This window comes from Rhodococcus triatomae, from assembly GCF_014217785.1.
In the GTDB taxonomy this organism is placed as follows: domain Bacteria; phylum Actinomycetota; class Actinomycetes; order Mycobacteriales; family Mycobacteriaceae; genus Rhodococcus_F; species Rhodococcus_F triatomae.
The window spans coordinates 4,474,123-4,494,797 of record NZ_CP048814.1 but is presented as its reverse complement, the minus strand read 5'-3'; the positions used below and the strand labels follow the sequence as shown (position 1 = coordinate 4,494,797).

20 protein-coding genes are annotated in these 20,675 nt (G+C 69.1%); 10 read left to right on the top strand and 10 right to left on the bottom strand.

Annotated features, from left to right (window positions below; all coding sequences use genetic code 11):
• The first annotated feature begins 193 nt into the window (after positions 1 to 193).
• From G4H71_RS21345 to G4H71_RS21325, 5 genes are read left to right on the top strand one after another with little or no spacing between them, the layout of a single operon-like run.
• Entirely contained in the window at positions 194 to 1,564 is a 1,371-nt protein-coding gene (locus tag G4H71_RS21345) for a hemolysin family protein (protein ID WP_072738241.1), read from the top strand.
• Positions 1,557 to 2,660 (top strand): hemolysin family protein, encoded by a 1,104-nt coding sequence (locus G4H71_RS21340; protein WP_072738240.1) that lies wholly within the window; start codon positions 1,557 to 1,559, stop codon positions 2,658 to 2,660. The genes G4H71_RS21345 and G4H71_RS21340 overlap by 8 nt, the downstream gene beginning before the upstream one ends.
• Positions 2,661 to 2,693: 33 nt before the next feature.
• Complete coding sequence (locus G4H71_RS21335; protein ID WP_072738239.1) at positions 2,694 to 3,599, top strand: 3-methyladenine DNA glycosylase; 906 nt, start codon at positions 2,694 to 2,696, stop codon at positions 3,597 to 3,599.
• Positions 3,600 to 3,635: 36 nt separating this feature from the next.
• Complete coding sequence (locus G4H71_RS21330) at positions 3,636 to 4,103, top strand: OsmC family protein (protein WP_072738238.1); 468 nt, start codon at positions 3,636 to 3,638, stop codon at positions 4,101 to 4,103.
• Positions 4,100 to 5,137 carry a nucleoside hydrolase gene (locus G4H71_RS21325; protein WP_072738237.1) on the top strand — a complete coding sequence of 346 codons (1,038 nt, stop codon included), beginning with the start codon at positions 4,100 to 4,102 and terminating at the stop codon, positions 5,135 to 5,137. The genes G4H71_RS21330 and G4H71_RS21325 overlap by 4 nt, the downstream gene beginning before the upstream one ends.
• Positions 5,138 to 5,162: 25 nt before the next feature.
• Here the strand turns inward: G4H71_RS21325 and G4H71_RS21320 are convergent, their stop codons facing one another.
• Positions 5,163 to 5,810: a TetR/AcrR family transcriptional regulator gene (locus G4H71_RS21320; protein WP_246442717.1), complete on the bottom strand. Its 648-nt coding sequence runs from the start codon at positions 5,808 to 5,810 to the stop codon at positions 5,163 to 5,165.
• Between the two features lie 22 nt (positions 5,811 to 5,832).
• On the opposite strand from G4H71_RS21320, the gene zapE reads away from it, so the two are divergent.
• On the top strand, positions 5,833 to 6,870 hold the full coding sequence (zapE, locus tag G4H71_RS21315; RefSeq protein WP_072738235.1) for a cell division protein ZapE: 1,038 nt from the start codon (positions 5,833 to 5,835) through the stop codon (positions 6,868 to 6,870).
• Positions 6,871 to 6,921: 51 nt separating this feature from the next.
• Here zapE and meaB read toward each other — a convergent pair whose 3' ends face one another.
• From meaB to mutA, 3 genes are read right to left on the bottom strand one after another with little or no spacing between them, the layout of a single operon-like run.
• Positions 6,922 to 7,959: a methylmalonyl Co-A mutase-associated GTPase MeaB gene (meaB, locus tag G4H71_RS21310; RefSeq protein ID WP_072738234.1), complete on the bottom strand. Its 1,038-nt coding sequence runs from the start codon at positions 7,957 to 7,959 to the stop codon at positions 6,922 to 6,924.
• Positions 7,960 to 7,975: 16 nt separating this feature from the next.
• A complete protein-coding gene (gene scpA, locus G4H71_RS21305) occupies positions 7,976 to 10,228 on the bottom strand; it encodes a methylmalonyl-CoA mutase (RefSeq protein WP_072738233.1) in 2,253 nt (750 codons plus the stop codon).
• The gene (mutA, locus tag G4H71_RS21300) at positions 10,225 to 12,123 is read right to left on the bottom strand and encodes a methylmalonyl-CoA mutase small subunit (protein ID WP_072738232.1); all 1,899 of its coding nucleotides are present in this window, start codon (positions 12,121 to 12,123) and stop codon (positions 10,225 to 10,227) included. Before mutA ends, scpA begins: the two co-directional genes overlap by 4 nt.
• A gap of 255 nt (positions 12,124 to 12,378) precedes the next feature.
• On the opposite strand from mutA, the gene G4H71_RS21295 reads away from it, so the two are divergent.
• The 3 genes from G4H71_RS21295 to G4H71_RS21285 all read left to right on the top strand — a co-directional run bounded on the left by G4H71_RS21295 (position 12,379) and on the right by G4H71_RS21285 (position 14,247).
• Positions 12,379 to 13,086, top strand: a complete 708-nt coding sequence (locus G4H71_RS21295) for a TVP38/TMEM64 family protein (RefSeq protein ID WP_072738280.1) — start codon at positions 12,379 to 12,381, stop codon at positions 13,084 to 13,086.
• A 73-nt stretch (positions 13,087 to 13,159) separates the two neighbouring features.
• The gene (locus G4H71_RS21290) at positions 13,160 to 13,741 is read left to right on the top strand and encodes a hypothetical protein (RefSeq protein ID WP_072738231.1); all 582 of its coding nucleotides are present in this window, start codon (positions 13,160 to 13,162) and stop codon (positions 13,739 to 13,741) included.
• Positions 13,738 to 14,247 (top strand): hypothetical protein, encoded by a 510-nt coding sequence (locus G4H71_RS21285; protein WP_072738230.1) that lies wholly within the window; start codon positions 13,738 to 13,740, stop codon positions 14,245 to 14,247. Before G4H71_RS21290 ends, G4H71_RS21285 begins: the two co-directional genes overlap by 4 nt.
• 443 nt (positions 14,248 to 14,690) lie before the next feature.
• Here the strand turns inward: G4H71_RS21285 and G4H71_RS21280 are convergent, their stop codons facing one another.
• The 6 genes from G4H71_RS21280 to G4H71_RS21255 all read right to left on the bottom strand — a co-directional run bounded on the left by G4H71_RS21280 (position 14,691) and on the right by G4H71_RS21255 (position 19,820).
• Positions 14,691 to 14,885 (bottom strand): hypothetical protein, encoded by a 195-nt coding sequence (locus G4H71_RS21280; protein ID WP_072738229.1) that lies wholly within the window; start codon positions 14,883 to 14,885, stop codon positions 14,691 to 14,693.
• 39 nt (positions 14,886 to 14,924) lie between these two features.
• Positions 14,925 to 15,674 (bottom strand): hypothetical protein, encoded by a 750-nt coding sequence (locus tag G4H71_RS21275; RefSeq protein WP_072738228.1) that lies wholly within the window; start codon positions 15,672 to 15,674, stop codon positions 14,925 to 14,927.
• Between the two features lie 198 nt (positions 15,675 to 15,872).
• On the bottom strand, positions 15,873 to 16,343 hold the full coding sequence (locus G4H71_RS21270) for a hypothetical protein (RefSeq protein ID WP_139183269.1): 471 nt from the start codon (positions 16,341 to 16,343) through the stop codon (positions 15,873 to 15,875).
• 958 nt (positions 16,344 to 17,301) lie between these two features.
• A complete protein-coding gene (locus G4H71_RS21265) occupies positions 17,302 to 18,492 on the bottom strand; it encodes an SPFH domain-containing protein (protein ID WP_246442718.1) in 1,191 nt (396 codons plus the stop codon).
• Positions 18,493 to 18,494: 2 nt separating this feature from the next.
• Complete coding sequence (locus G4H71_RS21260) at positions 18,495 to 18,926, bottom strand: NfeD family protein (protein ID WP_072738225.1); 432 nt, start codon at positions 18,924 to 18,926, stop codon at positions 18,495 to 18,497.
• Positions 18,927 to 18,953: 27 nt separating this feature from the next.
• Positions 18,954 to 19,820, bottom strand: coding sequence for a DUF3097 domain-containing protein (locus G4H71_RS21255; protein ID WP_083343108.1), 867 nt, complete (start codon positions 19,818 to 19,820; stop codon positions 18,954 to 18,956).
• 13 nt (positions 19,821 to 19,833) lie between these two features.
• On the opposite strand from G4H71_RS21255, the gene G4H71_RS21250 reads away from it, so the two are divergent.
• Positions 19,834 to 20,673, top strand: a complete 840-nt coding sequence (locus tag G4H71_RS21250) for an Rv1486c family protein (RefSeq protein ID WP_072738223.1) — start codon at positions 19,834 to 19,836, stop codon at positions 20,671 to 20,673.
• Positions 20,674 to 20,675 lie beyond the last annotated feature (2 nt).

Here is a 20,675-nt window from a genome sequence, read left to right as displayed (position 1 = left end):
TCGCACAGGCCGGGGGCGAGGGCTCCGCCGCCTGCTCGTCGGCGCCGGCTCCCGGCGGCACGGAATCCCACTCCGGCGGCGACGCCGCGGGACCGGAGGGATCCTCTACCGAGCCGGGTGACAAACCCGGCTCGCCCCGCCCCGCCCCGATCGCCCTGCGCCGCCCTGCTCGGCGCCTGTCCGGTGACGAACGATGAACCTCGCCGTCACCCTTCTCAGCCTTCTCGGTTTCGTGGCACTCACCGCGGGCACCGCGCTGTTCGTCGCCGCCGAGTTCTCCCTCACCGCGCTCGAGCGGAGCACCGTCGACGCGCACGCGCGCGGCGCCTCACCCGACCGGCCGCACGGTGGAGACCGCCGGTCCCGCCAGGTCCGGCGGGCGCACCGGACACTGTCGTTCCAGCTGTCCGGCGCCCAGCTCGGCATCACCATCACCACGCTGATCACCGGATACCTGGCGGAACCGGTGCTGGCGCGATTCATCACGCCGGTGCTCACCGGCCTCGGTGTGGGCGCGTCCGCGGCAGCAGCGACCTCGCTGGTGGCGGCCCTGGTCATCGCGACGTCGTTCTCGATGATCTTCGGCGAGCTCGTCCCCAAGAACCTCGCCATCGCGCTTCCGCTGCGGACCGCACGCGCGACCGCCGGGCTGCACGCAGCGTTCTCGTCGGTCTTCCGGTGGGCGATCACCGGGCTCGACTCCACGGCGAACCGACTGGTACGCAGGCTGGGCATCGAACCCACCGACGAACTGCGCTCCGCGCGTTCCCTGCAGGAACTCGGGTCACTGGTGTCCGCCTCCGCCGAGCGGGGCTCGATCGACGAGGGCACCGCACTGCTGGTGAGCCGCTCTCTCCGCTTCGGTGAGCGCACGGCGGAGGAGCTCATGACGCCACGCGTGACGGTCGAGACCCTCGCCGGCACCGACACCGTCGCCGATCTCCTCGACCTCGCCGCCCGGACCGGATACTCGCGGTTCCCCGTCGTCGACGGCGACCTCGACGCCACGCTCGGGGTCGTACACGTCAAACACGCGTTCACGGTGCCCGCGAGCCTGCGACGCACCACCACCCTCGCGTCCCTTGCCAGGAAGGTGCCGGTCGTCCCGTCCACCCTCGACGGGGACGCACTCATGGAACACATCCGCTCGGACGGTATGCAGCTCGCACTCGTCGTCGACGAGTACGGCGGCACGGCGGGAGTGGTGACCATGGAGGACCTCATCGAGGAGATCCTCGGTGACGTTCGCGACGAGCACGACGAACCGGGCATCGACGTCCAGCGGATCGGCACCGGGTGGTCCTGCTCGGGGCTCCTGCGCACCGACGAGGTGTCCGACGCCACCGGCTACCTCGCGCCGGCCGGCGAGTACGAGACGCTCGGCGGTCTGGTCCTCACGCTGCTGGGGCGCATACCCGTCGACGGCGACGTGGTCGAGCTGCCCGAGCACGACGACGGTGGACGCTGGGTCGCGACGGTGACCCGGATGGAGGGCCGTCGCATCGACCGGGTGGTCCTGACACCCGTTCCCGGAACCGCCGGGGAGGTGCGTGCACATGGGTGACCTGTTCGGTGTGTTGCTCGCGGTGGGCCTGCTCGCGGGCAACGCCTTCTTCGTGGCCGCCGAGTTCGCCCTGATCTCGGCCCGCAGGGACCGCCTCGAGGCGCTCGTCGCGCAGGGACGCAGGCGCGCCTCGGCCGTCATCGAGGCGGGTGAACAGCTCTCGCTCATGCTCGCCGCGTCCCAGCTGGGCATCACGATCTGTTCGATCCTGCTCGGCAAGGTCGCCGAGCCCGCGATCGCACACCTCATCGAGGCACCGCTGCACCTCGTCGGCCTGCCCGACGGGCTGCTGCATCCCGTGTCGTTCGCGATCGCGATGACCCTGATCGTGGTGCTGCACATCCTCCTCGGCGAGATGGTGCCCAAGAACATCGCACTCGCCGGGCCCGAGCGCTGCGCGATGCTCCTCGTCCCGGCGCACCTGCTGTTCATCAAGGTCGTCCGGCCCGTCATCGCGTTCTACAACCTGTGTGCGAACTCGGTTCTGAAGCTGCTCCGCGTCGAACCGAAGGACGAACTCGACGTGACGATCTCGGCGGTCGAGCTGTCCGAGATGATCGGCGAGTCCCGCTCGGAGGGATTGATGGACGCCGAGGAGCATCGGCGACCGACCCAGGCCCTCGGGAGCACGGACCGCACCGTCGCGGACGTGCTGATCCCGCTCGCGCGCGTCCGCTGCCTCGATGCCCGGGCCGCGGGTGGGGTCGTCCTCGGTGCGGTGGAGCAAGCCGTCCTCGAGACCGGGTTCTCCCGGTACCCGATCCGGCGAGCCGACGGAACGCTGACCGGCTACCTGCATCTCAAGGACGTGCTGGCCCAGGTCCTCGGCGAGGCGGGGCCGGACACCGTCGTTCCCGCAGCCGACATCCGGCCGCTGCCGACGATGACGACCGCGACCACGCTGGGCGATGCACTCGCCGCCCTGCGGCGCTCCGGCGCCCACCTCGGTACGACGGTCGACGACACGGGCACGGTGGTCGGTATCGTCGCGCTCGAGGACCTGGTGGAGGAGTATGTCGGCACGGTGCGCGACGGCACCCACCGGGCCGGGGCCCGCCGCGGCGAGACCGCGCTCGACCATGCCGACCGGGCCTGACGCGACGGTGGAGGATCTGCGACAGTGACAGGGATGACCGAGCAGACGGGGAGGACCGAGCACGCCCCCCGGATCCTGTCCGAGGAGGAGTGGACGGCACGCCGGACGCAGCACCGGGAGCGGGTGGCGCGTCTGGTGGATCCGCATGCCGAACGCCGTGCGAGCGGAACCGCCCACCCCGTCCACGACTTCCTGTTCACCTACTACAGCTTTCGGCCGAACCAGCTGCGCCGGTGGCATCCGGGACACGGCATCGCCCTCGCCGACGCCGAGGAACGCGCCGACTGGGCGGGGTATCACGCCGTCGACGTCGGCGACGTCCGTGTCGTCACCGTCCGGCCCGACGTACTCGAACAGCGCCACGAGACGGTGCGCTTCGTCGCCGACCTGCTGGCCGCCACCGAGTCGCGGCCGGCCGCCCTCGGCTGCCTCGGCCTGCACGAGTGGGCGATGGTGTATCGGGCCGGAGACGACGTCCGGCACCGCACGGTGCCGCTCCGGCTGGGCGCGGCGGGCACCGATGCCGTCGTCGAGTCGCTGCCGCTGCGGTGCACCCACTACGACGCGTTCCGATTCTTCACCGACGAGGCCGCGCCGCGGAACTCCCTGACTCTCTCGCGCGCCGACCAGGTCGATCGGGAACAGCCGGGCTGCCTGCACGCCGGAATGGACCTCTACAAGTGGGCCTACAAGCTGGTACCACTGGTCGACTCCGATCTCGTTCTCGACTGCCTCGAGCACGCGTTCGCCGCCCGCGAGCTGGACATGCGCGCCAGTCCGTACGACCTCACCGACTACGGATACTCCCCCGTTCCGATCGAGACCGCCGCGGGCCGCGCCGACTACGTCCGGCACCAGGCCGATCTCGCGGAGCGCGCGCGGCCGTTGCGCGCCCGGCTGCGGCACCTGTGCGAACAACTCCTCGCGTACCCGACCTGACGGCCGCGACCCGGCTGGACGAGGCAGAATCGATCCATGCCCACTCACTCCTACTCTCTGACCGTCTCGTGGACCGGCAATCGCGGCACCGGAACCAGCGGAGCCGGGGACTACGACAGGGACCACGTCGTGTCCGGCACCGGGAAGCCGGACCTCGCAGGTAGTGCCGATCCGTCCTTCCGGGGCGACCCGTTGCGGTGGAACCCGGAAGAACTCCTCGTCGCGTCGCTCTCCCAGTGCCACATGCTGTGGTACCTCGGGCTGGCCGCGGCTTCCGGCGTCGTGGTCGTCGGCTACCGTGACGAGCCCACCGGAACGATGGTCGAGCACACCGGCGGGGCAGGAGAATTCGAGAGTGTCACGCTGCGTCCGGTGGTCACGGTCGCGGAGGAGGTGATGACGACCAGGGCACAGGCTCTGCACGCCCGGGCGCACGAGATGTGCTTCATCGCGCGGTCGGTCAACTTCCCGGTCACCCACGAGCCGTCCGTGCTGGTGTCGTGAGAACACCCCTGATCGTCGACGTGGACACCGGGATCGACGACTCGCTCGCCCTCGTCTACCTGCTCGCCTCCCCGGACGCCGATATCCTCGGCATCGTCTCGACCGCGGGCAACGTGCCGGCCGCGCAGGTGGCCCGCAACAATCTCGCCTGGCTCGACGTGTGCGACGCCCCCGACCTCGAGGTCGCGCTCGGAGCCGCCACCCCCCTGTCCATTCCCCTGCGCACGACGGAGGACACGCACGGCCCCGAGGGCGTCGGTTACGCGGTCCTCCCCGACTCCCCGCGAAGCCTGTCCACCCGGACCGGAGTCGACCTGTGGATCGACACCGTCCGGGCGCGCCCCGGCGAGGTCACCGGGCTCGTGACCGGGCCTCTGACGACGCTCGCGCTCGCCGTCCGCGAGGATCCGGAGTTGCCGCGACTGCTGCAACGTCTCGTCGTCATGGGCGGAGCGTTCCATCACCCCGGCAACACCACGCCCACGACCGAATGGAACGTCTCGGTCGATCCGGAGGCGGCGAAGGAGGTGTTCGACGCCTTCTCCGGGCTCCCCGCAGGACGCAGGCCGGTCGTCTGCGGCCTCGACGTGACCGAGACCGTCGAGATGCATCCCGAACACGTCCGGCTGCTGGCCGAGGCTGCCGGCAGCGCACCGGCCGAGGTGATCTCGCCGGACGATCTGCTCACGGTGCGTTCGCACGCCGGCAATCCCGTGATCCGCCATCTCTCCGACGCGATCCGGTTCTACATGGATTTCCACCGCACCCACGACCAGGGCTTCCTCGCCCACATGCACGACCCGTTCGCGGCCGCCGTGGCACTCGGTCGTGTCCCGGTGACCGTGCGACCCGCGACGATCGACGTCGAACTGGCCGGCACCCTCACCCGCGGCATGACCGTCGCCGACTGGGTGGGGCACTGGAGCCGAGAGCCCAACGCGGACATCGTCGTCGGCACCGACCCGGTGGCATTCTTCGAGGAACTGATCGGGCGAGTGGGACGCTACGCGCGCGGACGCTCTCGCCCCGACTGATCGCTCGACACATCGGTACCTCCGCTCAGCGGCTGGAGCAGTCTCGTTCCGGAGCCGAGCACAGCGCACCGAGCCACCGCCCGACAGCCGTGCGCAACTGCGTGGCCCGCCCGGAGCTGTCGGTCCGGAAGTCCTGGGCGCGTGCCCCGTAGGTCAGGTCGAACAGCAATCCCTCGAGCAGGCTGGTGAAGTCGCGTGCCCCGGTCTCGATGTCCCGGGCCCCCGCCGCACGAAGCAGTTCCACGGCCGCTCTCGGACCGAACAAGCACTCACCGAGCGCTCGGGACAGGTCCTCGTCCAGGGCGGCGGGTGCCGCCAGTGCGTAGCGGGCGAGTACGTCACGTCGCCGTTCGGTGAGAAGCACCTCGAGATAGTCGGCGACCACCACCGTGGCTTCGCCGATCGTCGGCGGACGGTCCGTCGACGCGGTAGCGGTCGACAACTGCCGGAAGGAGTCTCGCGATCGCTCGGTCAGGTGGCTGATCGCGGCGGTGACCAGTGCGCTGCGCGTACGGAAGTAGTAGGACGTCGACCCGAGCGCCAGACCGAGTCTCTTGTCGACGGCGTGATGGGTCAAGGCATGACTGCCACCCGACGCGACGAGGTCCAGCGCCGCATCGCAGATCAGTACCCGCCGTGGGGATCGGTGAGGCATCTCTCGAGATTCGGGCACTCTATGATTATAGAGTCAATACATGAGGTGGAGGCCCCGGCGACCGCGCCGAGTCGATGTTCCGTTCGTGTCACGCCGGGTGTTCGACACTGCGGCGCTCGAGGACGGACTCGTCCTGGATTCGGCTCGAGGGGACGCGATCGACGCATTGCTGTCCGCGGGGTCGCGCGGGGTCTATCTCTGGGGCGGCGTCGGGAGGGGCAAGAGCTGGTTGATGGACGTCTACTTCGCGGCGCTCCCGACGGAGCGCAAGAGGCGCCTGCACTTTCACGAGTTCCTCGCCGATCTCCATTCGGCTGTCCGTCGTCACCGCTGCGACCTCGACGCCGCACTCGACGAACTCCTTGCGGGCCTCGACGTGGTCTGCTTCGACGAGTTCCACGTCCACGATCCCGCCGACGGGATATTCGTCGGCCGACTGTCGGCTGCACTGTTCGAACGGAACGTCCTGGTCGTCCTGACGTCGAACTATCCGCCGGACGGCCTGCTACCGAATCCCCTGTTCCACGAAGGGTTCGTACCCACCATCGAACTCATCGAAAGGTCCCTCACCGTCGTCGGCGTGAACGGACCGGTCGACTACCGCACCGTCAGATCCCGCCACGACACGGGGTTCGCGGCAGGAGCATGGATTTCACCGGGAAACGACATCCAGCTGTCGGCACTCGGGTTGCATCGTCCGGGAACGTCCGAGCGCCGAGTTCTCCGCCCCGCCGGACATCCGCTCCCCGCACAGCGCGTCCGTCCCGACTGCCTCTGGTTCGACTTCCGCGATTTGTGCGGCGGCACCACGGCCCCGGTCGACTACCTCGCCCTCGCGGAGCAGTACCCGCGCTGGGTCGTCAGCGGCGTGTCCTTCGCCGGGCCGTCCGCGCGCGAGACCGCGCAACGGTTCGCCAACCTCGTCGACGTCCTGTACGACCGTTCGATCTGCGCGGTCTTCGTCGCCGATCAGTCCTGGGACGGTGTGATGAGCAGCGCGGCGCGGCTACCCGTCGACATCGAGAGAATCACGAGTCGGCTCGGGCTCCTGCGTCGGTTCGACGAGGTCGCACGATGACATGTCCACCGAACTCCGGCTTCCCGTCCTTCGGGGGTCCGCTCTTTCCGTTCAGTCCGGTGAAACGCCGGCCGCGCCGTTCGTCGTCGTCCCGTCGAAGGCGTCGAGTATCTCCCCCGCGGCCAGGGCTGCGGTGAGGGAGCCGTCGCGCACGCGCTGCTCCACGTCGTCGCGGATCGCACGCACTCGCTCGTTGCCCGACAGGCGCCGCAGCAGTTGCTCGTTGACCATCGTCCAAGTCCAGTTCACCTGCTGCCGCCTGCGGTTCTCTTCGAACCGGCCCGCGTCGGTGAGGACGTCGCGGTGCCGTAACACGGTGTCCCAGAACGTGTCCAGGCCGACGCCCTCGAGCCCGCTCATCGTGATGACCGGCGGCGTCCAGATCGCGTCGTGCGGATGGATCATGTGCAGTGCACCGGCGAGCTCGCGGGCCGCGCCCTTCGCCTCCCGCTCATGCTTGCCGTCGGCCTTGTTGACCGCGACGAGGTCCGCGAGTTCGAGGACGCCCTTCTTGATCCCCTGCAACTGGTCGCCGGTGCGAGCCAGGGTGAGGAAGCAGAAGCAGTCCACCATGTTCGCGACCGTCACCTCGGACTGACCGACGCCGACCGTCTCGACCAGGATCACGTCGAATCCGGCGGCCTCGAGCAGCACGATCGTCTCGCGGGTGGCCTTGGCGACCCCGCCCAGCGTTCCCGACGTCGGCGACGGGCGAATGTAGGCGCTTCGCTCGGCGGCGAGCCGAGACATCCGGGTCTTGTCCCCCAGGATCGAACCCCCGGTCCTGGTCGAGGAGGGATCGACCGCGAGAACCGCGACTCGATGCCCCTTCTCGATGAGGTACATCCCGAGAGCGTCGATGAACGTCGACTTCCCCACGCCGGGAACACCGGTGATCCCGACCCGCAGGGCACCGCCCGCCTCGGGCAGCAGCTTCAGCAGCAACTGCTGGGCCGCGTCCCGATGATCGGTGCGCGTCGATTCCACCAGCGTGATCGCCCGGGCCAGGCCGGCGCGCTGATTGGAGCGCACGGCCTCGGCGAGCGCGTCGACGTCCACCGCCGGTGTCGAGGTGAGTGGTTGTGGCACTACCCGATCACACCCGTCAACTCAGGTCGTGGCCGAGTTGCACGGCCAGCTTCTCGAGCAGACCGACAGCGGCATCCGCGATCACGGTTCCCGGCGGGAAGATCGCCGACGCCCCGGCCTCGTGCAACTCGTCGAAGTCGCCTGGGGGAATGACGCCGCCGACCACGATCATGATGTCGGGACGACCGACCTCCGCGAGCGCCTCCCGCAGCGCGGGCACCAGCGTCAGGTGGCCCGCCGCCAGCGACGACACGCCGACCACGTGCACGTCGTTGTCCGCCGCCTGGTGGGCGACCTCCTCCGGGGTCTGGAACAGCGGTCCCACGTCGACGTCGAATCCGATGTCCGCGAACGCGGTCGCGATCACCTTCTGCCCGCGGTCGTGGCCGTCCTGACCCATCTTCGCGATGAGCACACGCGGCCGCCGACCCTCGGCGTCGGCGAACTTCTCGACGAGTTCGGTTGCGCTGGTGATGTTGTCCGCCTTCCCCGCCTCGTCCCGATACACGCCGCTGATCGTACGGATCTCGGCCTGGTGACGTCCGTACACCTTCTCGAGTGCGTCGGAGATCTCCCCCACCGTGGCGCTGGCCCGCGCCGCATCGATGGCGAGAGCGAGGAGGTTGTTCTCCATCCCGCCCTCGGTCGCCGCGGCCGCGCGGGTCAGCTCGGCGAGAGCGGCCTGGGTGGCCGACTCGTCGCGCTCGGCGCGCAGACGCTCGAGCTTGGCCAACTGCTCGGCCCGCACCTTCGTGTTCTCGACCTTGAGCACCTCGATGCTGTCCGGCTCGTCCGGCACGTACTTGTTGACGCCGACCAGCGGCTGACGGCCGGAGTCGATCCGCGCCTGGGTGCGAGCGGCGGCCTCCTCGATCCGCAGCTTCGGGATGCCCTCACCGATGGCCTGGGCCATGCCGCCGGCCTCCTCCACCTCCGCGATGTGCTGACGGGCACGGTTCGCCAGCTCGTGGGTGAGCCATTCGACGTAGTGCGAGCCACCCCAGGGATCGATCGGCCGTGTCGTCCCGGACTCCTGCTGCAGCAACAGCTGGGTGTTGCGGGCGATGCGCGCCGAGAAGTCGGTCGGGAGGGCGATCGCCTCGTCGAGCGCGTTGGTGTGCAGCGACTGGGTGTGCCCCTGGGTCGCGGCCATCGCCTCGACACAGGTGCGGGCGACGTTGTTGAACACATCCTGCGCGGTCAGCGACCAGCCGGAGGTCTGCGAATGCGTGCGCAGAGACAGCGATTTCGCGCTCTTCGGCTCGAATTTCGCCACCAGCTCACTCCACAGCAGGCGCCCGGCACGCAGCTTGGCGACCTCCATGAAGAAGTTCATCCCGATCGCCCAGAAGAACGACAGCCGCGGCGCGAACTTGTCGATGTCCATTCCCGCGTCCAGTCCGGCCCGGATGTACTCCACGCCGTCGGCGAGGGTGTAGGCGAGCTCGAGGTCGGCCGTCGCCCCGGCTTCCTGGATGTGGTAGCCGGAGATGGAGATCGAGTTGAACTTCGGCATCTTCGCACTCGTGTACGCGAAGATGTCGGAGATGATCCGCATCGACGGCTTCGGCGGATAGATGTACGTGTTGCGGACCATGAACTCCTTCAGAATGTCGTTCTGAATGGTTCCGGCCAGTTGTTCCGGGGTGACGCCCTGCTCCTCGGCAGCCACCACGTAGAGCGCGAGGATCGGGAGCACGGCCCCGTTCATCGTCATCGACACCGAGACCTGGGACAGGTCGATACCGTCGAAGAGCTGGCGCATGTCCAGGATCGAGTCGATCGCCACGCCGGCCATGCCGACGTCGCCCTGCACGCGCGGATGATCGGAGTCGTAGCCACGGTGGGTGGCCAGGTCGAATGCCACCGACAGGCCCTTCTGCCCGGCCGCGAGGTTGCGCCGGTAGAAGGCGTTCGACTCGGCCGCGGTGGAGAATCCCGCGTACTGGCGGATGGTCCACGGCTGGTTGACGTACATCGTCGGGTACGGCCCACGCAGGAACGGTGCCGCGCCGGGGAAGCTGCCCAGGGGATAGCCCTCGGCGACCACCGCGTCCCGGTCCGCCCTGGTGTAGACGGGCTTGACGTCGATGCCCTCCGGCGTCGACCACACCACCTGGTCGGCGCTGTAGTTGTTGGCGGCCGCACCGGATTCGATCAGCTGTCGCGTCTGCTCGGTGGTCGGCGGTTCCGGTGTGGGGAACTGGGGGTCGGTCAGGGGCACGTCGGCGAAGCTGCCGATGACGTGCCGTACCTCGCGAGTGGTCACTGGGCACCTGCCTTGGTCGTACCGTCGATGAGGTCCGCTTCGATGAGATCGAGGAGCCGGGTCAGTTCGGACACGGCATCGATTCGGGCGGTGAGGTAGCCGTCCGGCCGGGACCCACCGTCCGCCAGCGCCTTCTCCGACCCCGCGAGCAGGACCGTACCGACCCCGGCGGCGCGCAACTCGTCGACGGCAGCCGATGCTTCCGTTCCGTACCGCTTGTCGGTGCCGCAGATCACCGCCACGGTGGCCTGTGCCTCGGCCGCGGCCCCGGCGATCGCCCCGTCTCCGAGGGCCAGCGGGCCGGGATTGACCGCCTCGATCCCCCCGGACGCGAGCAGGTTCGAGGCGAAGGTGGTGCGCACGTTGTGCTCGGCGACCGAGCCGAGTGGAACCAGCAGCGCGCGCGGCCGGTCGCCGCGGGCAGCCAGATGCGCATCCGAGCGGTCCCGGAGCGCCTCGAACTGGGCGGCATAGCGGGAGACCGCGGTGGCGTGCCCGCCGGCGGGCAGAGGCGCTTCGGCGAGGTTCGGGAACTCGTTGACACCGGTCACCGCCGTCTTGCGGTGGGCGATGTCCGACTCGCGTCGCTGCCGGGTCCGCGCGATGCGTTCGCGTACCACGGCGCCGCCCTGGACGAATCCGCCCGCCGCCTCGATCTGCTGGAAGAACTCCCAGGCGGCCTCCGCGATCGCATGGGTCAGGTCCTCGACGTACCAGGATCCCGCCGCCGGATCGAGGACCCGCCCGAGGTTGGACTCCTCGAGCAGGAGCAACTGGGTGTTGCGGGCGATGCGCGCGGAGAAGGACCGCGATACGCCGAGCGCACCTTCCGGGAGTGCGCTGTCGAACGGGAGGACCGTCACCTCGTCCGCCCCACCGATTCCGGCACCGAACGCGGCCAGGGTGGTGCGCAACATGTTCACCCACGGGTCGCGCTGCGCCATCATCGCCGCGGAGGTGACCGCGTGCTGCGGTGCACCACCGAACTCGGATGCTCCGCAGACCTGCGCCACCCGCGCCCAGAGCAGTCGGGCAGCACGGAACTTGCCGATCGTCTGGAACTGGTCGTCGGTGGCGGAGAAACGGAAGGAGATCTGTTCGAGCGCCTGCGCGGCGGTCAGCCCGTAGCCGGTCGCCGCACGGAGGTACTCGAGACCGGCCGCGACGGCGGCACCGAGTTCTTCGGCGTCGGAGGCCCCCGCATCGTGGAAGGCGGTGCCGTCCACCGTGATCGCCCGAACGGTCTCGGTACGGGCCGAGGCCGCGGCGGCCAGTTCGACGGCGGTGTCCAGGTTCACGTCCGGACGGTCGGCGTAGGCGCTGGTCAACGGAGCGGCGCCGAGGTTCACCGTGACAGCGGCCCGATCGCTGACCGACGCCACATCCAACACGGGGTAGAGGGCCTCGGCCGCGGCGGCGGTGTGGGCACCGGCGTCGAGCGTCAGCGGCGCGAGGTCGAAGAGGACCCCGTCCAGCGCCCGCGCGAGATCACCCACCGGCACTCCGGCACCTCCGACGGCGAGCCAGAGTGCGCTCACCCCGGCGCCGAGGCCGTCGAGGATCTCGGTGTTGACCGTGGTGGCGTCGGTGCCGACGTATCGAGCCGTGACCTTCCAACCGGTGTTCACGTCCCGGTCCGGGTCCGTGCCCCGCACGTACGGATAGGTCCCCGGAAGCGGCGGCTCGGGCCGCTCGTCCCGCGAGGTGTAGAGCGGCGCCACGGTGACGCCGTCGTACGTGACGGTCTCGAGCAGTTTCTGCGGCTGCGGACCGAGTTCTTCCGGGTCCACCCGCCGGGATTTGGCGAGCACCCCGGCGACGGACTTCTGCCAGGCCTGGTAGGCCTCGGCAGTGTCCCCTGCCCGTGGGCCTTCCGCCCGTGGAACTGATGGCACGCGACGACTTCCTCTCCTGCGGCGTTTCGCCCCTCGTTCACGAGGCCTCGCCGCCGACTGTCCGCGACGGTCGACGACCGGTCTCCGTGACCTTCGACTGTGATGCTAGCCGCAACGAAACGATCGCTATCGTGAGGATCACCTCACGTTGCATCGTGCGTGGTCACGACGATTCCCGTCGGGCGCGGGCCGATGCGGACAGCCGAATCCTCGGTAACCGGTGTGGGGCGGGGTCGGGCGGTAGTCTGGGTCCTCGTGACGAGACTCCTCGGTGACCGCCGGTTGATCGCCGCGGGAGCCCTCGCCCTCGCCGTGGTGGTCGCGGTGCTGCTCGCTCCGCACCCGTCGGTGCTCGAGATCCGCGAATGGTCGGAGTCGGTGGGCCCGCTGTTCCCACTCGTCTTCTTCGCGGTCCACGCGCTGGTGACGATCCTCCCCTTTCCCCGCACCGTGTTCACCTTGAGCGCAGGCCTCCTCTTCGGCCCCTGGCTGGGCATCGGCATTTCCGTGCTGGCGACCACCGTCAGTGCGATCGCGGCCCTGTGGCTGGTGCGCGCCGTCGGCCGGGAGGTCGTCTGGCAACGGCTGACGAACCCGGTGGTACGCCGGGTCGACGAACGCATCCACCGCCGTGGATGGCTCGCGGTCGGTTCGCTCCGACTGATCGCATTCGTTCCGTTCTCGGTGGTCAACTACGTGTGCGGCGTCTCGTCGATCCGCACCCTCCCCTACGCGGCCGCCACACTCGTCGGGATCGTGCCGGGCACGGTCGGTGTGGTTCTGCTCGGGGACGCGCTCACCGGGCAGACCAGGCCTGCGCTTCTGCTCGTCTCCGGCGCGTGCATCGCCGTCGGGCTGATCGGCCTGGTCGTCGACGCCCGCCGCCCGCCGCGGGACTCGATCGTGACCGTCGCCACGACGGCTTCGGCGGACGACAGGGTCGGGAGTGACGACAGGGCGTGAGAGCCTTCCCTTGATCCGGGCAAGTCAAGCCTTTTTCATTGACTTTGATGAATCAAGCTCATACCCTTTACCCATGTTCGTGATGACGGTCGACCAGCGGGGCAGCCGCCGCGATGTCGACCGCGTCGCTCCCCTCCTCGACGATCTGCGCGACCTCCCCGCGCTGCGTCCCCCGCAACGCACCGCAGGTGACGAGGTACAACTCGTCACCGACGACGCCGGACTCGCCCTGTCCGTCGCGCTCGACCTGATCGACCGGCAACACTGGAGCATCGGGATCGGCGCGGGCGACGTGGAGCATCCCCTCCCCGAGGAGACACGCGCCGGCCGCGGACGGGCTTTCGAGGCCGCGCGGCGTGCGGTCGATCGCGCGAAGAACGCACCCGGCCGAATCGCCTTCTCCGGTCCCGATTCCGACAGCGCGGAAGACGCCGACGCCGCGCTCGCGCTGCTGTCGGTCGTGGTCGCCGGACGCACCCCCGAGGGGCGCGAGGCCGTGTCGCACCTCCGACGAGGGCTCACCCAGACCGAGACGGCCGAACTTCTGGGAATCTCGAAGCAGGCGGTGTCACAGCGCCTGTCCGTTGCACACTGGCAGGTCGAGAAGGTAGGACGCCGACTCGCCGAACGACTACTCGCCGAGGCGGATACATGACGATCGTCGCACTGTGGGGCCTGGGAATCGCCGCGCTGGCACCCGTCCTCTCACCGTCGCGGCGGCTGCCGCACTGGGTGGCACCGCTCGCCGGCCTCCTCGGTCTCGCAGTCGGCGCGCTTGCCGCCACCGCCACCACCCCGGTGACCGGCGTCGCCCTGGCCGCCACCCTGGTGCTCACCGTCACCGCCGCCGCAACGGGCGGCGCACCCCTCGTGCTGGCCGCCTTTCGCTTCGCCCGCCGCCAGCCGGATGCGGGGTCTCCGCCCGCACCCGGCCCTCTGCGCGGTGGTCGGGTCATCGGCCTACTGGAGCGCACCGCGGTCGCCGTTGCCGTCCTCGCCGGCTGGCCCGAGGGAATCGCCGTCGTACTCGCCGTCAAGGGGCTCGCACGGTATCCGGAGTTGCGGGAACCCCACGCGTCCGAGCAATTCATCATCGGCACCTTCACGAGCGTGCTGTGGGCGCTCGCCGTGTGCGGCGTGGGCCGCGCCCTCATCACCTGAGGACGAGGCCAGACGGCCGAGCCAGGGTTTCACGAGCTCGGTGCGCCTCGTTCCCACATGGGCGTGAACGCGCCGGATGTTTTCCGCATGTTCTGTTCGGTCGGATCGCTATACCAATCGGCCGCGATCAGCGCCCACGCTGTCCACGCCATGATGTTGTAGTGGGTGACGACCTTGAAGGGACCCGGGCAATGAGTGCAGCGATTTCGAGGTCGCGGCGGCGTTCGGGGAAGCTGGTCTCCCCTTCCGCTGTGGGATCCCAGCGGGCATTCTCGGTGTGCGAGAGCGCAGCCAACACTTGGCTGCGCGCCTCGCGGCGTTGCTGACTGCCGATCACGTAACACTCGTTCACCGGGCGCGAGGTCCTCGCGTCCGGACCGGATCCGGTCGGCGCGACGGGTTTGAGTGTCTGAACTGGCGGCCTGGTGCTCATCCGTTTCCGCTCACTTCGTCGGAGAGTCCTGGCCGCGGTCGCGGTCGCCTCGGGTATCGAGGATCGCGACGAGCACGGCCCCGACGAGGAGGAACACGACGACGCGGGTCCCGCGCTCGGCGGCGCCGAGATCACCCCAGGTCAGGGCTTGTGCGAGGACAGCGGACAAGTAGAGCAGAAGGGCTGCGCTGGAGTAGCGGGTCACGCGGATCTCCTCTTGGTACCGATCGAATGTGGCCTCACTCTAGAACTGCAGGTAGCCGGGGGTGGTGCTCTTCTGCATCGCATCCGGTCCACCGGAGTAGCCCACCGACAGTCCGCCGAGGAAAGACGCGGACACCGACAGCGCGGATCCGCCGTCCTGATTGTGCTCGTAGGCGAACTGCGCACCGAACTGCTGCGCACTGCATCCGGGCTTGCGCAGCACACTCGCGCTCATGTGCCCGTGGTCGACGTTGAGCTTGAATCCGCTGGTGGCATCACGCAGGCCGACGATCGGTGATCCGCCGATTCCTCCGTCCTTGAGGTACATCGTGGAGTCGGTGGTGCGCTCACCGTCGTAGTAATACGAGTTGTAGGTGGTCGAGGTGAGGATCAGGCAGCTGCTCGACCAGTCGAACATGATCGACGCGAAGTCGTCCGGTGCAGAGCCGTTGACGTAGTCGTCACGGAAGTCCCAGGTCCCCATGTAGGTTGCCCCGCGGCCGGCGGACGGCAGCCAGTAGCCGACGACGGAGAACGCGTTCGTCGGCACCGCGAACGGCGCGAATTCGGGGAATCCGGCCGCGCCGAGATTGCTCAATGCGTCCGCGGTGCGGGCGTCGACGGGACCGTCTACGTCGGAGACGGTGAACTCGACGGACTGCCCGAACTCCTTCTCGGCGAGAGCATTGATTCCGATGAAGTCGCGCGGGTTCTCCTGCGCGTAGGCAACCACCGGGTTGTCGGCCGGATCTGGTTCGGCCGGGTCTGCATGGGCGGAACCGGCCAGCATGGCCGTGGTTGCTACGGCTGCTGCCGCGGCGGTGACTATAGACAGGGCTCGACGCACGATACTCCTCGAAATCGGGTGCAGGTCTAGGAGATGCCTTGGCCCCGACTCGAAGACTCCCCCACGATGGACGCTGTCAGAGCCCGCGACCGCAGTCCAGGTGAAGTCAGTTTCGGTCGCGAGAAAGAAGTGGACGCCGAGTCACAGTCGAGGGCCGCTGTGGCCGAGTCCGTCGCTGCCGCTGCGGATCTGCTGGGTCCATGCCTGCTGGATCCGCTGCTGCTGCTGCTCGAGGTGTTGCCGTGCCTGTGCCTGCCGGGCTTGCTCGGCGGCGTGCTCGGGATGATGCTGGGTGGCCCAGGTGTGCTGCTGGTCAGGGTGCTGGTCGACGTGCTCGAGCATCGTGCGCCAGTGCTCACCGACGGTGCTCATCGTCGGCCGCGGCTCTTCGGTGACCACGATGACGAGCAGCCGCTCGGGCTCGACGACGGCGGGCCGCAGCACGTCGGTGAGGACCTCGCCCTGGTCCAGGTAGGCGACGGTGCGGGCGGCGGCGAGGGCCGCGGGGTTGACGGTGCGCCAGTCGATCGCCCAGTCCGTCTCGCGGGCGAGCTCGTCGACGAACACTCGCTGTGATCGCGAGTTGCCGTCGACGAAGGGGTGGATGATCAACCGCCGCATATTCGACCAGATGCAACATAGTCTCTGAGCTGCACCTCCGCGTGCGTCACGCAGTCACTCCTTACGCGCCTCTCTCACCAATCGCCGTACTTCAGCATCGTTCGGAGTAACGCCCATCTTCTTCAATTGAGCCTTCACGTCACTGACCGCAGCAGCCTCGGACTAACCAGACCGCCCATGTGCTCGCGAGTCGAGCACTGATCCGAACACTATCGACCGGCACCGACAGAACCGGTCATGTTGGAGCCGTCCGGTCAGGCGGAAGATAGTTCCGTTGCGAATATGTTCGCAACACCAGCAGGCAGATCGCCCCAGGTCTGGCCGAGTCCCTGGACGAAGTGTTCGTGGTCGCGGCCGCGGAGGTAGTCCGCGGCGCGGAGCTCGTCGAAGTGGTGGGACAGGCTCTGGGCGATCACGTCCGGTGGGTCGTGCGGGATCCCGGTGGCGCCGGCCCAGGTCTGGACGGTGCGGATCTCACCGGCCTAGGGGTAGACGTCTTGGAGTAGGTGGTGGTGGTGGTGGTGGATCGCCTGGAGGTGCGCGAAGTCGAAACTCGCCGCAGATCGGGTCCACGGCGAGTTCGGCCAGGCGCAGCGACGATGCGACCGATTCGTACTGTGCGAGGAGACCGGGGTCGCGGATATCGACAAAGTTCCACAGTGTGTGCGTGCCCGGGTGGTACGGGCTCTGCCCCGCGGGGTCAGTCAATGCCGTTCTCGACCTCGAGCTGACCGGTGACCGCATCCGCCGCGGAGTGGATGCTCAAACCAGGACCTCGTCTCGCACGGCCCAGCCTTCGCCGACGAGCTCGCCAGCCACCGCCGTGGTGGCGGCGGTGCGTTCGATAGCGCTCATGTTCCGCGGCGGCAGGATCTCCTCGGTGACTCCGGCGTCGACGAGCTTGCCGTGAGCGGTCTTGTAGATCCGTGAGGCAGTAGACCCGTGGGGCTCAGGAGTCGGTGGGAGGAAGCCCCGCCACGCCTTCACCGGGAGCGGGCTCCGGAGTCCCGGTCGCCTTCCGCAACAGTGCCGCGGCCGCAGGATCCTCGACCGGCCTGCGGGCTTCGACCTCCGCCTGCCGCACCGCCTGCACGATCGCCGGGTCCGACTTGGTCTCGAACCACTCGGCGACCTCGTCGGAATCGTCCTCGGGCTTGGGCGCGTCGGCATCGGCCGGGGTCGGCTCGAACCGGAAGACCCCGTCCTCTCCCGGCGCACCGAGAGTGCGGGCGAACCCCTTGAGGGCGTCGCCGAAATCGCTGGGAACCAGCCACACCTTGTTCGCGTCGCCCTGCGCCATCTCCGGCAGGGTCTGCAGGTACTGGTAGGCCAGGAGTTCCGGAGTCGGCTTGCCCGACTTGATCGCGGCGAACACCTTCTCGATGGCCTTGGCCTCACCCTGCGCCTCGAGATACTTCGCGGCACGGTCACCCTGAGCGCGCAGGATCCGGGCCTGCCGCTCACCTTCGGCGCCCAGGATGGAGGCCTGCTTGGCGCCCTCCGCCGAGAGGATCTGACTCTGCTTGGCGCCCTCCGCGGTCTTGATCGCCGATTCGCGTGAGCCTTCCGCGGTGAGGATCATCGCGCGCTTCTCCCGATCCGCCTTCATCTGCTTCTCCATCGACTCCTGGATCGACGGCGGCGGATCGATGCTCTTGAGCTCCACTCGGGCGACGCGCAGACCCCAGCGGCCGGTGGCCTCGTCCAGGACACCCCGCAACTGTCCGTTGATGGAGTCACGGGAGGTCAGGGTCTCCTCCAGAGTCATGCCACCCACGACGTTGCGCAGCGTGGTCGTCGTCAGCTGCTCGACACCGACGATGTAGTTGTTGATCTCGTACACCGCGGCCTGCGGATTGGTGACCTGGAAGTACACCACGGTGTCGATGTTGAGGGTCAGGTTGTCCTGGGTGATGACCGGCTGCGGCGGGAAGGACACCACGCGCTCGCGCAGGTCCACCTTGGCGCGGATGCGATCCACGAACGGGATCAGGAAGGTCAGCTGTCCCGACACCGTCCGGGTGTACCGGCCGAGTCGTTCGATCACCGCGGCTTCCGCCTGCGGTACCAGGGCAATGGATTTCGCGGCGACGAGCACCACGAACAGTACGACGACTATCAGCACTATGAGTGCAGCCACAACTACGGTCCCCTCCATACGACGGCGGTCGCGCCGTCAATTTCCATCACGGTCACGGTCTCGCCCTCGGGATACACCTCGGTGCCGTCCAGCGGGCGGGCCGTCCACACATCTCCGTCCAACTTGATCGTGCCGCCGTGCAGGCCCACGTCCTCGAGCACGAGCGCCTGCTTTCCGGGCAGGGCGTCGATTCCCGTGGGCACCGCCGGCGGCGCGGCGAATCGGCGCATCAGGGCCGGGCGCACACCGAGGACGAGCACGAGCGAGAGCACTCCGAAGACGACGGCATCGACCCACACCGGGAAATCCGTGACCGCACTGAAACCGGCGGTAGCGAGGGCGCTCCCGGCGAGCATCAGCAGGAAGAACTCTCCCACCAGCGCCTCGGCCGCGGCGAGCGCCACGCTTCCGATGAGCCAAAACAGTGCGACCACAACACCATCTAACCAGAAGGGGAGGAATCAGGCCGTCACGAAGTCGACCAACTGTTCGACCGCACCGATCAGCGGCGCCTCGAGATCGCGGAAGTTCTGTACCGACCCGTACACCTTCCGCCACCCGTCCTGCGGTGTGCCCCAACCTAGTTCACGACACATCCCGGTCTTCCAGTCCTGCCCGCGAGGGATCTTCGGCCAGGCCTCGATACCGACCGCGCTCGGCCGGACGGCCTCCCACACGTCGATGAACGGGTGCCCGGTGACGAGCACGAACTCGCCGAGGCCACGAGTCAGCTGAGATTCCTTGGATCCGTGCACCAGATGATCGACCAGCACCCCGACCTTGCGCCCCGGGCCCGGCTCGAACTCCGCGAGCCGGGCACCGAGATTGTCGAGGCCTTCGAGGTGTTCGACGACGACACCCTCGACCCGGAGATCGTGACCCCACACGCGCTCCACCAGGGCCGCGTCGTGCACGCCCTCGACCCAGATCCGGCTCGCCCTGGCCGTCCTGGCCCGCAGGCCCTCGACCTTCGTCGATCCCGAGGCGGAGCGAGCCGGTGCCCGCGAGGCAGCCGGCGCGGGACGGGTGAGGGTCACCGGCTTCCCGTCGATGAGGAAGGCCGACTCCCGCATCGCGAACAAGCGAGTCCGGCCCCGGCCGTCCTCGAGCCGGACGAAGTCGCCGTCGTAGGTGCGTTCGAATCCGACCACCGCTCCGCAGTAGCCCGTGGCCGCGTCCTCCACCACCAGGTCGCGGTCCGCGGCCACCGTCGGCGCCGCCTTCCTCCGCCCGCGCGGGTGTCCCGAGAATATGTCGCCGTACCTGTCGCTCACGGCGTTCGACGCTAGGCCACCCGGCCGCGGCGGCGGGACTCGCCACGCCGACATATGCTGGATTGCCGTGACGTCTCCCAGCACCACTCTCGCCGCCTGGGCGGGCTCCTGGCTCCGCGGCGAGAGCGCGCCGGACGATCTGGTCGATGCCCTGCACCGGTGGGCACCGATGCACCTCGTGTTCGCCCAGGACGCCGTGTCCGCGGGTCGTTCCGGCCTGCCCTATCCGGAACCTGCCGCCACCGGGGTCGCCGCCCTGCTGCAGACACTGCGCCGGACCGTGGCGGACCGGCCCGGCGCGGAGGTGCGTCTGGTCCTTCCCGCTGCCGGTGACGTGAGCACCCTGCCGGCGGGCACGGGCTTCGCGGAGGCCGCACTCGCCGCGGGCCACGGCATCCTCGTCGGCCCACCCGGGAGCCACGGTATCGGTGTGGTCCCCGCTGCGGAGGCACCCGACGTGCTCCGGTGGACCGTGCACGACGTTCCCGAGATACCCCTGAGCGGCCATGCGACCGGCCTGGGCGAGGCCGAGTACGCGATCCGCGAGGCCGTGCGCGCGGCGGCGGACGCGGTGGGTGAGCTCGCTCTGGTGAGCGGATCGGCCGCCGATGCCCGGGCAGCGGTGGCTGCCGCTCTCGACGACGCCGCACGGCACCCCTATCCCGGCACGCTGCCCCCGCGGGCGCTACGGATACTCGACTCCGCCGACCACGTCGCCGCCATCGTCACCGCCGCCGACGCGACCGGGCCGGGCGGGAACGGTGCGGGCGCGGTCGTGGGAGCAGTGGCCACCCGCGCCGTGGACTCGGTCTCCGCCGCCGCGCTCGAGGCACATCTCCGTCCCCTGCGTGCCGCGGTGCGCCTCGCCCGGACGGCCGCGGTCAACGCGGGTGCGCGAGTGAGCTGACG

Coding starts and splice junctions, on each gene's coding strand:
- G4H71_RS21345 (WP_072738241.1), top strand. CDS start 194: ATGAACCTCGCCGTCACCCTTCTCAGCCTTCTCGGTTTCGTGGCACTC.
- G4H71_RS21340 (WP_072738240.1), top strand. CDS start 1,557: ATGGGTGACCTGTTCGGTGTGTTGCTCGCGGTGGGCCTGCTCGCGGGC.
- G4H71_RS21335 (WP_072738239.1), top strand. CDS start 2,694: ATGACCGAGCAGACGGGGAGGACCGAGCACGCCCCCCGGATCCTGTCC.
- G4H71_RS21330 (WP_072738238.1), top strand. CDS start 3,636: ATGCCCACTCACTCCTACTCTCTGACCGTCTCGTGGACCGGCAATCGC.
- zapE (WP_072738235.1), top strand. CDS start 5,833: ATGAGGTGGAGGCCCCGGCGACCGCGCCGAGTCGATGTTCCGTTCGTG.
- G4H71_RS21290 (WP_072738231.1), top strand. CDS start 13,160: ATGTTCGTGATGACGGTCGACCAGCGGGGCAGCCGCCGCGATGTCGAC.
- G4H71_RS21285 (WP_072738230.1), top strand. CDS start 13,738: ATGACGATCGTCGCACTGTGGGGCCTGGGAATCGCCGCGCTGGCACCC.
- G4H71_RS21275 (WP_072738228.1), bottom strand. CDS start 15,674: ATGCTGGCCGGTTCCGCCCATGCAGACCCGGCCGAACCAGATCCGGCC.
- G4H71_RS21255 (WP_083343108.1), bottom strand. CDS start 19,820: ATGTCGGCGTGGCGAGTCCCGCCGCCGCGGCCGGGTGGCCTAGCGTCG.